General features: G+C 38.0%; 14 protein-coding genes and 1 pseudogene. 13 read left to right on the forward strand and 2 right to left on the reverse strand.

All coding sequences use genetic code 11. From position 1 onward, the window contains the following. The first annotated feature begins 102 nt into the window (after positions 1 to 102). The 4 genes and pseudogenes from ACIFOT_RS22530 to ACIFOT_RS22545 all read left to right on the forward strand — a co-directional run bounded on the left by ACIFOT_RS22530 (position 103) and on the right by ACIFOT_RS22545 (position 1,708). Entirely contained in the window at positions 103 to 801 is a 699-nt protein-coding gene (locus ACIFOT_RS22530; RefSeq protein WP_430068107.1) for an SDR family oxidoreductase, read from the forward strand. 33 nt (positions 802 to 834) lie between these two features. Then, a pseudogene (locus tag ACIFOT_RS22535) lies at positions 835 to 963 on the forward strand (IDEAL domain-containing protein); the annotation flags it as partial. 134 nt (positions 964 to 1,097) lie between these two features. Continuing rightward, positions 1,098 to 1,412, forward strand: a complete 315-nt coding sequence (gene trxA, locus ACIFOT_RS22540) for a thioredoxin (protein WP_430068110.1) — start codon at positions 1,098 to 1,100, stop codon at positions 1,410 to 1,412. Between the two features lie 167 nt (positions 1,413 to 1,579). After that, positions 1,580 to 1,708, forward strand: a complete 129-nt coding sequence (locus tag ACIFOT_RS22545) for a BA3454 family stress response protein (protein WP_430068113.1) — start codon at positions 1,580 to 1,582, stop codon at positions 1,706 to 1,708. 215 nt (positions 1,709 to 1,923) lie between these two features. On the opposite strand, the gene deoC is transcribed toward ACIFOT_RS22545, so the two are convergent. After that, complete coding sequence (gene deoC, locus ACIFOT_RS22550) at positions 1,924 to 2,589, reverse strand: deoxyribose-phosphate aldolase (protein WP_430068116.1); 666 nt, start codon at positions 2,587 to 2,589, stop codon at positions 1,924 to 1,926. A 378-nt stretch (positions 2,590 to 2,967) separates the two neighbouring features. On the opposite strand from deoC, the gene ACIFOT_RS22555 reads away from it, so the two are divergent. Continuing rightward, complete coding sequence (locus tag ACIFOT_RS22555; RefSeq protein ID WP_430068488.1) at positions 2,968 to 3,294, forward strand: PhzF family phenazine biosynthesis protein; 327 nt, start codon at positions 2,968 to 2,970, stop codon at positions 3,292 to 3,294. Between the two features lie 296 nt (positions 3,295 to 3,590). On the opposite strand, the gene ACIFOT_RS22560 is transcribed toward ACIFOT_RS22555, so the two are convergent. After that, positions 3,591 to 4,193 carry a TetR/AcrR family transcriptional regulator gene (locus ACIFOT_RS22560; RefSeq protein ID WP_430068119.1) on the reverse strand — a complete coding sequence of 201 codons (603 nt, stop codon included), beginning with the start codon at positions 4,191 to 4,193 and terminating at the stop codon, positions 3,591 to 3,593. 182 nt (positions 4,194 to 4,375) lie between these two features. Between ACIFOT_RS22560 and ACIFOT_RS22565 the strand changes: the two genes are divergently transcribed. The 8 genes from ACIFOT_RS22565 to ACIFOT_RS22600 all read left to right on the forward strand — a co-directional run bounded on the left by ACIFOT_RS22565 (position 4,376) and on the right by ACIFOT_RS22600 (position 12,080). Further along, positions 4,376 to 4,816, forward strand: a complete 441-nt coding sequence (locus ACIFOT_RS22565; protein WP_430068122.1) for a PaaI family thioesterase — start codon at positions 4,376 to 4,378, stop codon at positions 4,814 to 4,816. Between the two features lie 270 nt (positions 4,817 to 5,086). Continuing rightward, positions 5,087 to 6,361, forward strand: coding sequence for an MFS transporter (locus ACIFOT_RS22570; protein WP_430068125.1), 1,275 nt, complete (start codon positions 5,087 to 5,089; stop codon positions 6,359 to 6,361). A 35-nt stretch (positions 6,362 to 6,396) separates the two neighbouring features. After that, positions 6,397 to 6,597: a PaaI family thioesterase gene (locus ACIFOT_RS22575; protein ID WP_430068128.1), complete on the forward strand. Its 201-nt coding sequence runs from the start codon at positions 6,397 to 6,399 to the stop codon at positions 6,595 to 6,597. Between the two features lie 580 nt (positions 6,598 to 7,177). Beyond that, the gene (locus ACIFOT_RS22580; RefSeq protein ID WP_430068131.1) at positions 7,178 to 8,623 is read left to right on the forward strand and encodes an MFS transporter; all 1,446 of its coding nucleotides are present in this window, start codon (positions 7,178 to 7,180) and stop codon (positions 8,621 to 8,623) included. 115 nt (positions 8,624 to 8,738) lie between these two features. Beyond that, a complete protein-coding gene (locus ACIFOT_RS22585; RefSeq protein ID WP_430068134.1) occupies positions 8,739 to 9,551 on the forward strand; it encodes an SDR family NAD(P)-dependent oxidoreductase in 813 nt (270 codons plus the stop codon). Between the two features lie 266 nt (positions 9,552 to 9,817). Then, complete coding sequence (locus ACIFOT_RS22590) at positions 9,818 to 10,240, forward strand: universal stress protein (RefSeq protein WP_026565620.1); 423 nt, start codon at positions 9,818 to 9,820, stop codon at positions 10,238 to 10,240. Positions 10,241 to 10,305: 65 nt separating this feature from the next. Then, positions 10,306 to 11,028 (forward strand): hypothetical protein, encoded by a 723-nt coding sequence (locus ACIFOT_RS22595; protein ID WP_430068137.1) that lies wholly within the window; start codon positions 10,306 to 10,308, stop codon positions 11,026 to 11,028. A gap of 503 nt (positions 11,029 to 11,531) precedes the next feature. Further along, a complete protein-coding gene (locus ACIFOT_RS22600; RefSeq protein WP_430068139.1) occupies positions 11,532 to 12,080 on the forward strand; it encodes a TetR/AcrR family transcriptional regulator in 549 nt (182 codons plus the stop codon). Positions 12,081 to 12,498 lie beyond the last annotated feature (418 nt).

The raw sequence follows: 12,498 nt of genomic DNA on the forward strand, positions 1-12,498 counted from the left end.
TCTTTGCATTTTTGTTTTCACATCAACTTTTTCGAAAGAAAAGACATATTTTGTCTAATAATTTAATAGTAGATTCTTACATCTGAAAGGAGATTACTTATTATGGATATTTCACAACAAACCGCGCTCGTTACTGGCGCAAACCGAGGACTTGGTCGACAACTCGCTCTTGAACTGATTTCTCGAGGTGCTACTGTTTATGCGGGGGCACGCAACACTGATAGTATCCAACTACCGGGAGCAAAACCATTGCAAATCGATATCACCGATCCTACCTCTGTGGCAGCGGCTGCAGAGGTAGCGGGAGACGTGACTCTCTTGATAAACAATGCTGGGGTGTCGACAGGCTCCTCCCTTATCAATGGTAGTTTGGAGGACATCCACACCGAATTTAATACACACTTTTTCGGAACTCTTTCGATGGTTCGCGCCTTCGCACCGAAGATCGCCTCGAACGGGGGCGGTACTATTCTAAACATTCTTTCGGTGTTGTCCTGGTTCAGTAGCGTGAATTCAGGAGCATATTCTGCTGCGAAGTCGGCCGAGTGGGCTCTAACCAACGCAATTCGTTTAGAACTGGCTGACCAGAAAGTACGTGTAGCGGGACTTCATGTCGGGTACATGGACACAGACATGACTGCCCGCATCACCGCACCTAAGTTAAATGCAGCTGACGTAGCTAAGCTCGCTATCGACGGAATCCAGGCTGATAGCTATGAAATTCTTGCCGACGAGTTGAGCCGAAAGGTTCAGAAAGGTCTGGCTGGAGGAGTATCGGCTCTTTACCCACAGTTCGTATGAGCAATATTGCTGACTAGTAATTAGGTGCAAATTCTAATAGACTTGGCATTATCAACAGGGGATGAAGATTGGTTTATTGAACTTTCTTCCCTGTTGAATTCAATGAAGCAGCTTGTTAATGGAGTAAATTTAAGATTGGTACTTTTTAAAAGTGAACTGTAATTTTTTATTTTACATTTAGACAGGGGATAATGACATGCGATAAATTTTGAATTATAAACGAGAAATAAGGTGCTTGAAAGGAACAGAAAGATTAAAAAAGCGTTTATAAATTAATAAAATTGGAGGATTTCATAATGGCTATTTTACACGTTTCAGATCAATCATTTACTACAGAAATTAAAAAGGGATTAGTGTTAGCAGATTTTTGGGCACCTTGGTGCGGCCCTTGTAAAATGATTGCACCTGTATTGGAAGAAATTGATATTGAAATGGGAGATCAAGTTAGAATTATCAAACTTAATGTAGATGAAAACCCGGAAACAACAAGGGCGTTTGGTGTCATGAGCATTCCAACCTTGATTCTTTTCAAAGACGGAGAAGCTGTAGACCAGATGATTGGCTTTCAACCAAAATCAGTTTTGACTGAATTGATTTCAAAGCAAGCGTAAAACAGCATAATAAGATTACAATCGGTAGAGGAGAAAAGACTACATGAATTTAACATTTTAACGTAAAAATGTTGGTCGGACCCCTAAAGTTATTTATGGTAACCAAGTAAAGAAAAGTTATATAAATGATTCTTTTCTACATTAAAAAATTAAAAGGAGTGTAACATATGGTGGAAGTGACTGTGACTCTTAATTACAAAGGTAAAAATTATTTAACAAATGTAATTGTTAAGAAGGAAACACCTGAACTACAAATTTTGCGTTTAGCAGAGGAACAAATTAAGAAACAATGGTGAAATTAATAAAGTGAAATATATTTAATAGATAGGGTGGAATGTATAAATATCCCCAATCCAGCTTTATCAAGGGTTCTAAGCTTGATGAGCATGGGGGTCAATTGTATTCTTTGTAAGAAATCCTCGTGTTCAACCACGAGGATTTCTTAATAATCACTATCAACATGTATCATATTAGTCGCTTTTTAAGCGTAAAACATGACTTTTTGTTTTTATTAATAACCAGTAGAGTCTGCTTTACCAGTGAATAAGGCAACACTTGAGCTTGAACCAATTCTTGTTGCTCCCGCTTGTACCATGGCTTTCAAATCGTTAAGATCACGAACGCCGCCGGAGGCTTTTACTCCGATGTCTGGGCCTACTGCTTTTCTCATTATTGCAACATCCTCGACTGTTGCCCCGTACAAAGAAAAGCCAGTTGATGTTTTGACAAAATCAGCTCCCGCTTTTACCGCTAATTCACATGCACGAACTTTTTCTTCTTCTGTTAATAAGCACGCCTCTATTATTACCTTAACTAATGCTTTTCCTTTTGCAGCATCTACAACCACACGAATATCTTGCTCTACAAGTTCATCATTTTTATCTTTCAATGCCCCGATATTGATTACTGTATCGACTTCCGTAGCGCCATTCTCAATTGCATTTTTTGCCTCAAACGCTTTTGTTTCAGGGGTATTGGCCCCTAATGGAAACCCAATCACTGTACAAACCTTTACATCTGTTTCGTTTAAAATTTCTGCTGCCTTTTGTACCCAAGTTGGGTTTACACATACAGAAGCGAAACCATATTGCTTTGCTTCTTCACATAGCTTTACAATCGCTTCTTTTTTTGTGTCCGCCTGTAATAATGTATGATCAATTAAATTTGCATAATTCAAATGAAACAACCCCTTATAAAATAATTTGGAATAATAGTCGTCAGACGACTAACAACAATATTCGTTCCGATTATAACAAGAAAATCACTTAAGTACACATCTATTTTATATTTCAATAAATCGTCACATTTCATACAATTCACTTCCATTTTCATTTTCACCAGATTCTATCTAGGTTTTATTGGCATGTGGAATTCATTAAAATAAGTGGATGGTTAATATTATATAAAATTGGATGGTTATTTTTCTGAGATGCTCTTTAATATAGGAGGGATAGATAGTATCTTTCGATTTCCATTTATGTTGCCGAAAATTTAACACACATCTTGTAGGAGGCTTACTATTCAATCTGTCTCTACGTCTCGATAAAAATTAGTTATTCCATTAAAAAGCGTACAAACACTTAATAATCTTAAACCTAATTTTGAATACTTATGCAGATTATGTGATGAGTTTAACACTACTGGATTTTATCCTTTTGCCATTGAACAGAAAAGTAAGCAGTGTGTCCAGGCACGTCAATTCCCCAAAAGAGCTGGAAATAACGAAGATCCAGCAACTGGTGTAGCTGCGTCTGCATTAGGTGCATATTTAACCGAGCACAAAGTATTCTACCCTTTAAAGGATGCTTGGAACAGTTATAAGATTATTCAAGGAGTCGCAATGGGACGGCCAAGCATTATTTCATCCGAAATGTTTATCTAAGAAAATAAAATTCTCAGAACCAGAATTTAAGGAAATGCTTTAGAAAAACTATAAATGTTCTAGTGTGCTTAACTTCATATCATCCATTTATAATATTAAAGATTGGGCTCTTACTTGAACAGCCGGGCTATCTTAGCCGGCTGTTTGTTTCTTAAAAAATTGGAAGTTTTTTTGCAAAAAGGTAAATGCATTTAATGAATTCGGAAAAATAACAGGAATCGATAAAACAGGTAACGGTTGTACAAATGAATAGTAAAATGCTTTTATTTAAAAATAAACAAGATAGAGAATGGAGTTTAATCCCTTTCTCTAGTTTCAAATTTTGAAAGGTAGTCTTTTAAAAATCCTATCGATCGATTTATATAAATGGTGTCGTTATATAGCTTTGTCATCATAAGAGATCCTTCAATGGTAGATATAATAATTGTCGTGACTGTTTCCGAATCTATTGTAGAGATTATTTCACTGTTTCTTATCCCAGTTCGAATAATTTGAAGGATCATAGAATAAAGATCATTCATTGCTTTTCTGGTCTCATCACGTAAGTCAGGGTGCGCATCATCGGACTCGATTGCTGCATTAAGAATTGGGCAGCCGCCAGGAATTGGCTTGTCTTCTGCTAATAACAAAAAGACTTCGAGAAGAGCATTTAATTTTTCGATAGAAGTATATTTGCTCCTAATTGCATCTTGAAATGTTGTGGACATCGTTTCAATACAAAATGAAAATGCATCCAAAGAAAGTTCTTGTTTGCTTTTAAAGTGATTATAAATCCCTCCTTTTTCCATACCAGTCTTTTTCATAATATCTGTAATGGAAGTTGCCAAGTATCCCTGGGTATTTAGAAGTCCAGAGGCCTTTTCAATAATCATCTGTTTTGTTCGTTCTCCCTTACGCATGTTTAACCCTCATTTTTATTAGTATTTTAAAACCGAACGGTCTTTTTAATGTAAGTATAACCTTTTATGTAATTGAAATCCTCTTTATTTATTAGAATATTCAAATCATATTGACGACTTTAACTAAGTTTAGTGTATAATAAAAAACAGACCGGTTTGTATTTTTTATTGGAGGGATTTATATGAACGAAAGAATTTTATCAATGCAAAAAATAATTAATCGTGAGGTTCCGCCGCCGCCTATCGCCAAGTTAATTGGTGCAGAGCTGTTACTAATCGAGGAAGGTAAAGCAATTTTTGAATTAGAGTGTAATACAGAGAAACATGCAAATCCAATGGGAACAATCCATGGAGGAATACTATGTGATATAGCCGATATGGCAATGGGAGTAGCCTTTTCAAGTTTGTTAGAAATGAATGAATCTTTTACAACTGTTGAACTTAAAATCAATTATTTGAAACCGATTTGGAATGAAAAAATTACAGCAAAAGGTGAGGTTATAAAGAAGGGAAAGACGATGGGGCTTATCAAGTGCGATGTTTTTGATGAAGGTGGTTCATTAGTTGCCCATGCTTTAAGTACCTGTATGGTCCTTCGTGGTGAAAAATCAGTAGGAAGATAAAAAGTGTCAAGTAGAGATTTTAGAATTAGACGGTGAATTATTTATTATAAAAGCAGAAAAAAGTTCAATCGTCGATTTGAATAAAGCAGGTAAGGTCGGGCTCCATGAACTGGGGAGGGGAGAGTAATTCTTAGTATGTGATGTGATTATCCCACACTATTATTTCTGTAATCAGAATTATTTGACGTATAAAGCATCTAAGTATAGTTCTGATTACGTTTTTACCATGAAATTAAAAAATAATTGTGCCATAGAAAGAAGGTACACTCATTGGTTCAAAAACGACAAGGAATTTACTTTGGCTGGTATATTGTTATTGTAAGTATGATCATTACCATGTTAACGGTAGGGCTTCGCTTGGGGATAGGACCATTTGTATTACCGATGATGGAAGATTTAAATGTAACACGAACATTTATTTCAATGATCATTTCTGTGGGTATGATTATGTATGGTGTTGGAATGCCTATCGCGGGTTATTTATGTGGAAAATATAGTACAAAATTTGTTCTTCTGCTGGGGCTTGTCATCATTGAGTTATCGGTTTTGGGAACGGTGTTAACAAACAATGTCTGGATTTTTTTCTTGATGTATGGCGTGTTTCTGTCGTTCGGTCTAGCATTTACTAGCCCCGTTGCACTAACTCCGATTATTAGTCGTTGGTTTGTTCGTCAAAGGGGGAAGGCATTGTTTTCTCTATCAACAGGGTCAATGGCTGGAATTGCTATTTTTAATCCGTTGGCTACTTTTATGATTGAGTCCAGTGGTTGGCGGAGTACCTTGTTCATTTTTGCTTTCATTTTTGTCATATTAATTGTTCCTGCTGCCATTTTGATTTTTAAAGAAGATGTTCCAGAAGGTGCTGATTTAAAAGAAGATTCTTCAAGCACCATGACCTCTACTTATGCATTAACACAAAAGCTCACTTTGCGAGATGCTATTCGCTCAAAAGCGTATTGGCAAATTGTAGCAGGATTATTTGCTTGTGGGTTCAGTATGAACTTACTAGGTTCCCATGCATTTCCGATGTTAATAGATCATCATTTTTCCCCTGCTACTGCTTCATTTGGAGTTGGACTGATTGGGCTTGTTGCAATCTTTAGCACACTTGTTTTAGCCTCAATTGCTGACCGTTTTGCCAAACGTAAGCTACTATTTTTTATTTATTTTATACGTGGTTTGGGTTTTTTAGGCTTGGTATTTTCACAGAACACGTGGCAACTTTATTTAGTTGCAGCGTTGGGTGGATTAGTATGGGCAGGGAGTATAGCAATGTCTTCCGCTATTTTAGGAGACCTTTTTGGTGTAAGGCAGCTCGGTGTGCTTTACGGATGGGCTTATGTTGGTCATCAAATAGGAGGAGCAATCTCTTCATTTCTTGGTGGGTGGGGCTATGAGGTCTTTGGCACATATGTTTTTTCATTAGGATTAGCCGCATTCTTATTAATAAGTGCAGGCATTATTTCATATCTAATTCCTGATAAACTCAAGATGAAAAAAATTAAACAAGATAAACTTATAAGTAATAGCACAACATCTTCTTAATTATATGGAAAGCTCTTCTATGTGATATAGCCGATATGACAATGGGCGTGGCCTTTTCAAGTTTGTTAGAAATGAATGAATCTTTTACAACTGTTGAACTTAAAATCAATTATTTGAAACCGATTTGGAATGAAAAAATTACAGCAAAAGGTGAGGTTATAAAGAAGGGAAAGACTATCGGGCTTATCAAGTGTGATGTTTTTGATGAAGGTGGTTCATTAGTAGCCATGCTTTAAGTACCTGTATGGTTCTTCGTGGTGAAAAATCAGTTGGAAGATAAAAAGTGTCAAGTAGAGATTTTAGAATTAGACGGTGAATGATATATTAAAGCGGAAAAAAGTTCTAACGTCGATTTGAATAAAGCAGGCAAGTTCGGTCTCCAATGAACTGGGAAGAGGAGAGTAATTCTGCTCTTATTGGCTTGACACTTACCTACTAGTAAGTTAATATACAGTAGTGGAAATCGAAATACACAAATTTTAGGCCTGGCACTAAAACTTATTCCGGAAAAGAGTTATGTTGCCATAAGTTTTGATGATTTCTCCAAACAGCAGGGGGTAAATAAGGCAAGCTTTCACTATCATTTTGAAAAAATAGAAGATTTCGGAGTTGCCGTTACTGATAAATCAGTAGCTTATACATTTCTGTCATGGATAGAAGGTACTTTGCAATATTAACGCATGTTAGTAAAGGATGTATGATCCCAAGTTCTGAATCAAATAAACCGTCTTTTTAAAAATTAAAAGGCGGTTTTTCTAGGAATATAACTTACCAACTAGTAAGTAAAATAAAATTGAGAAAGTAGGAATTTCTAAAATGAAAAGGATGCTTTGGGTTTATCTTATAATGTCCTGCTGTGCAACATTTATTACACCGTTATTTCCTTTGTACAGTGAACATTATCAATTGAATAGTCTGCAAATTACGATTTTGTTTGCCGTTTATGCCGCTATCCTACTGCCGACTTTGTTTGTTGTAGGAGCCAAAGGGAGCGCCTGGGGATTGAAGAGGGTGCTTCGCAGCAGTATATGGATTTCCATCGCATCAACGTTGCTTTTACTAGGAAGTTTTGATGCTTGGATGCTCTATGCTGCAAGAATATTGGAAGGTATTGCATATGGCTCTTTTACAGGTACTGCCGCTGCATTTTTAATAAAACAAATCTCTCCAAATAAAGTAAGTACAGCTATCAAGTTATCAGGAGCAACGGTACTCATCGGCTTTGGCCTAGGTCCAGCTATTGCTGGTTTAATTTTGCAATATTTACATCTGCAGCCGCTTAGAGTACCATTCTGGTTTTTACTTGTAATGCTAATTACTTCTTTAGTAATTCTGGAAACTCTTCCTAAGCATGAGGATCCCCTCATGCAGAAACCGGCTAAGACTAAGATATCACTTGGAGTGCCTAATAGTATTCGTTCACATTTTTGGTCATTTGCTGCACTGCCGATCTTTACTGTTTTCACAATTCAAGGAATTGCGTTATCCCTAATACCTTCTTTCGTCAGAAATGTCATTCACACTTCAAATCTTGCCTTTTCAGGGATTATAATCTTGTTGCTTCTTGGAGGAGGGGCTTTGGCTCAGTTCGTTCCTTGGCCGAGTCATCCAGTCTCACGAATGCGCTTTGGAATCTTACTACTTGCTATTGGATCATGGGGCATTGTATTTTCTGGTCTGACAGCGAATTTATTTTTGGTATGGGCCAGCATATTCATTCAAGCAATTGGCGGTGGGTGGACGTTTCAAGTTGCTTTAAGGTTTGCCAGCCAGTTGCCGAAACCGGAAGAACGTCCGCGAGTCATTTCGGCATTTTATTTATGCGCCTACTCCGGATTCATAATTCCTCCTATTGGAGTCGGAGTGCTGACTCAATTTTTTAGCTTGAACTTCTCATTGATTATTCTAAATTTGTTTGCTGCGGTAATTGTTATCTATGTGTTGATTTATTCAATCAGATTTAATCGTTATTATTCTAAATATTCTAAAGTTGCATCAACAGAGAAATCCATGCAAGATTTTATAAATTGTCACAATAAAATGGAAGTAATGCTGGAAATTTTAAGAGAGAATGTAAAAATCCACGGCTCAGAGAGCATACAAGCCCAAATTGAGAATGAAAATTTCCAAGCAGCGAATCAAATATTACAGTTACTAAATGAATTCACTAAAATAGAATTCAATTCAAATGCAGAGCAAATTATGGAATTTTCAAAATCACTAGTTGTAAATATAAAGGAAAATTTCGGGAGAAAATATTAAAGAGCAACAAATTATTAAATTCAAAAAGCAAAAAGTTATTGATCGATCGCTGTCAAGTTTTGTCATCAAAGCGGAGGAGCGGATCTGAATAATTAAAAAGGGAGAAATGATTACGATGAGTAAAGTATGGTTTATTACAGGAACTTCGTCAGGATTCGGACGGCAATTTGTGCAGCAGCTGCTTCAAGCAGGAGACAAAGTGGTCGCAACGGCACGCAAACTTGAATCTATTCAGGATTTTAAAGAACTGGCACCGGATCGTGTTCACCTATCAGCTTTGGACGTGACAAATAAGGCGCAAATTCAATCCGCCGTTCAAGAAGCCGTTGACGTTTTCGGGAAAATCGATATTGTGGTGAATAATGCCGGATACGGACTGTTCGGAATGATGGAGGAGTATACGGATGAACAAATCCGGAAGCAGTTCGACGTCAACGTGTTCGGTGTACTAGATGTCATCCGAGCAACACTCCCAGTCTTTAAACGTCAAGGATCGGGCCATTACGTTAATTTTTCATCCTTCTTCGGAACTTGGTCCATGCCTCCGTACAGCATATACGCTGCATCCAAGTTTGCAGTTGAAGGCTTCTCCGAAGCGTTTGCTCAAGAGTTCGCAAGCTTTGGGATCAAGACGACGATCGTGGAGCCTTCCGTGTACGCAACAGAGTTTTTTGGCGAATCGATGCAGCATACCGAGAAGAAACAAGAATATGCTCCGCTATATGAAGCATACGAGAAAGGTATGTCGAACATCAAGACCGGCGACCCGGCAAAAGCAGTGGAACTGATTATTTCCGTTATAAAAAGCGACAATTCGCCGCTTCGTTTGGCAGTTGGATCTCAAGCAGCATATACGATTCGCGAAGCTTATACCAAACGGCTTGAAGAAGTCAACACATGGTTTGAGCGTTCGACTGAAGCTGACTAATTGAATAAAAGGCTGAAACACAAGCGGCGGTCTTAGACTTTATGCGGGCTAACGATTGTGTTCTACTTTCAATGTTACTGCCTCTTATTGGTATTAACCTACTAATAGGTAAGTGTCGAGCATTATTGCAATGATTAATTCATAATTACATGCTAATGAAAAATACTGCTACTATTTAATCGTTATTATTCTAAGGTTACATCACAATAATCACCGTCATGGGTTTTATTATAAAAATAAGATTTTATAAAAAGGGGAGTGACAACATGTATGAACGGTTTTTGGTTCCAGTTGACGGTTCCGAACATTCCAAACATGCACTTAAATCGGCTAAATGGTTGGCGCAAAACATTGGGATAAATGCCCGTATAACGCTACTTCATATTATTCCTAGTAACAATATAAATGCAGTTGCTTACGGAGTGGATATTGAACAATTGCAAGTAGAGGAAGTTAGGAGGATTTTAGAGGAATCCGCACAAGTCCTTTCAGGGTCATCTATACAATATGATAGCGAATACCATATTGGAGATCCTGCAGAAATGATATGCAAGAAGGCAAAAGAAGGAGATTACGACATGATCGTAATGGGCAGCAGGGGACTTAGCCTCTTTTCAGAACTGCTCGTGGGAAGTGTAAGCCATAAAGTGGTCCAGCATGCGCATTGTGGTGTAATGATTGTAAAGTAAATATGAGGTGATTTATTAAAGCTCATTTTCATTATCGAATCATCTTTCAAATTAAGGAGGAGAATATGAACAACCTACTGGCAAAAATTATTGACGCGCACGGCGGAATTGACCGATGGGAAAAATTTAGTTCACTGAATGCCACGGTCGTCACCGGTGGCGGTTTATGGGCAATGAAAGGGCTCGTACAAGATTCCAATCCTCGTGAGATGACAGTCGCACTACATTCGGAAATCGCATCTGTTACTCCCTTTGGTCAACCGGATTGGCGTACTGCCTTTACGCCCGATCGTATCGCGATTGAGACCCTCTCTGGGGAAACCGTCCGCGAGAAATACGATCCTAGGACCTTGTTTGCTAACCATACGATGAACACACCGTGGGACCCGCTTCATCGAGCATATTTCAACGGTTATGCAATGTGGACATACCTGACAACGCCTTTTTTTATGGTCATGCCAGGATTCGAGGTCAGCGAAATCCCCCCATTGCAAGAGGGCAACGAGCTCTGGCACGGTTTGCGTGTGCGCTTTCCCGATCACGTCGCCAGTCATAGCAAGGAGCAAGACTTCTACTTTGGCGATGATTTACTACTACGCAGGCACGACTACCATGTCGATGTTTCAGGTGGCTTTCCAGCGGCGCAATATGTCTACGACTTCATTGAGATCGAAGGGCTTCGTTTCCCGACAAAACGCCGCGCATATCTTCGTGGACCCAATCTGGAGCCAGTTAAGGATCTGCTGCTAGTCTCGATTGATCTCAGCAACTTCCGGTTCAACCCGTGAAGCCATTGACGTCATCATTCCGGGAGCAAAAAGGGCAGAACAAGTCTTGCAAAAACTGAAAACACTGGAAGTCCATTTAACGAATGAAGAAATCCAAGGTATTGACCGATTTTTTCCTAAAATATGATGGCATTTGAAAGCACTCATCTGAGTGCTTTTTCTATTGCTTTTTAAGACAATAGGCATCCGCAATATTTACACAATTTGTCAAATATCAATGATTTTTTTGTATTTTACATTACAAAATTTCAAATAAATCAATGAGTTTTGTTAAGACGACAGGACTTTCAATCGGTTTCATTTTCAGCCAAGGCCTCTATCGATTTATCAAGTTTTGCCAGATGCTCTTGGTATTGAAGAGGCTTATGACCATCGAGTACACGAAAAGATGAAACTCGTAAGCATGCACGACAAGCCGGAGTCGCAGTCATTTTACCGATGAAGTGACGGGATGAAATCAGCCTAAACTTGACACTTACCTACTAGTAAGTTAATATATAATCATGGAGAACAGGAAAACACAAATTATCGATCTGGCACTGAAACTAATTCGTGAAAAAGGCTATGTAGCCATTAGCTATGATGATTTATCCAAACGATTGGGTGTGACGAAAGGTAGCATCCATTATCATTTTGAAAAAAAGGAGGATTTGGGAGTTGCCGTTACTGATCTAGTGCTTCAAAATTTGCAGGACTTTTTATCCTTCATTACGAATTCTAAGCTGACTGTTGAAGAAAAGATCAAGCATTTTTTAGAGAGACAAATTGTCTTAAGCGACGGTGGGATATGCCCCGTATCATCTCTCCAGTCAGATTATGAATCCCTTCCTGAAAAAGTAAGGCAAAAAGTACGAGAAATCAGTCAGTTAGAAATAACGATTATTAAAAATATTCTTAGGGTAACACTGGTAGAAAGGGGAGCCGAAGAAATTGAATCATTAGCTTTTGCCATCGTGTCATGTATGAAAGGAACAATACAATACGGACGGGTACTGGGAAAGGAGATATTGCAGCAAGCAATGAATGAAATATACCGCCTTTTAAAAGGTTAAAAAGCTTTTTGAAACTGATTTATTTTCGGAAGATACTTACCTACTAATAGGTAAAAAAGGGGTTCACCCCTTGGAAAACTTGGCCCTTTTTTCATTATATTCATCCGATTGTGTGTGCCCTATAGCAGCATTATTGGCAGATTATAATTATTTGCCTATTCTCATGCAACAGAAAGTAAAACGTCTATGTCAAATCGAAATAGATTTTCTATCAGAATTGCTTAAGGACATCAAAAAGGAATGGCGCATTCAAAATACTGACAATCTGTAAGCATTAGCAGTTTTTCTCATTTCAAGCATCAAGGGCGGATTACAATGTAAACGTGTATTAAGAGATGGTTTCTTGTCTAAAATATTTGAACAACTTAAAGATCTTTTGAAGTAGTTAAGCGAAAAAGGAATGACAGGAGAGTGTTGT

It is taken from the genome of Neobacillus sp. NRS-1170 (assembly GCF_050468025.1).

Excerpts from the sequence above, each read along its gene's own strand:
- ACIFOT_RS22530 (WP_430068107.1), top strand. The coding sequence starts at position 103 with ATGGATATTTCACAACAAACCGCGCTCGTTACTGGCGCAAACCGAGGA.
- ACIFOT_RS22595 (WP_430068137.1), top strand. The coding sequence starts at position 10,306 with ATGAACAACCTACTGGCAAAAATTATTGACGCGCACGGCGGAATTGAC.
- ACIFOT_RS22590 (WP_026565620.1), top strand. The coding sequence starts at position 9,818 with ATGTATGAACGGTTTTTGGTTCCAGTTGACGGTTCCGAACATTCCAAA.
- trxA (WP_430068110.1), top strand. The coding sequence starts at position 1,098 with ATGGCTATTTTACACGTTTCAGATCAATCATTTACTACAGAAATTAAA.
- ACIFOT_RS22565 (WP_430068122.1), top strand. The coding sequence starts at position 4,376 with ATGAACGAAAGAATTTTATCAATGCAAAAAATAATTAATCGTGAGGTT.
- ACIFOT_RS22580 (WP_430068131.1), top strand. The coding sequence starts at position 7,178 with ATGAAAAGGATGCTTTGGGTTTATCTTATAATGTCCTGCTGTGCAACA.
- ACIFOT_RS22545 (WP_430068113.1), top strand. The coding sequence starts at position 1,580 with ATGGTGGAAGTGACTGTGACTCTTAATTACAAAGGTAAAAATTATTTA.
- ACIFOT_RS22575 (WP_430068128.1), top strand. The coding sequence starts at position 6,397 with ATGACAATGGGCGTGGCCTTTTCAAGTTTGTTAGAAATGAATGAATCT.
- ACIFOT_RS22600 (WP_430068139.1), top strand. The coding sequence starts at position 11,532 with ATGGAGAACAGGAAAACACAAATTATCGATCTGGCACTGAAACTAATT.
- ACIFOT_RS22560 (WP_430068119.1), bottom strand. The coding sequence starts at position 4,193 with ATGCGTAAGGGAGAACGAACAAAACAGATGATTATTGAAAAGGCCTCT.
- ACIFOT_RS22585 (WP_430068134.1), top strand. The coding sequence starts at position 8,739 with ATGAGTAAAGTATGGTTTATTACAGGAACTTCGTCAGGATTCGGACGG.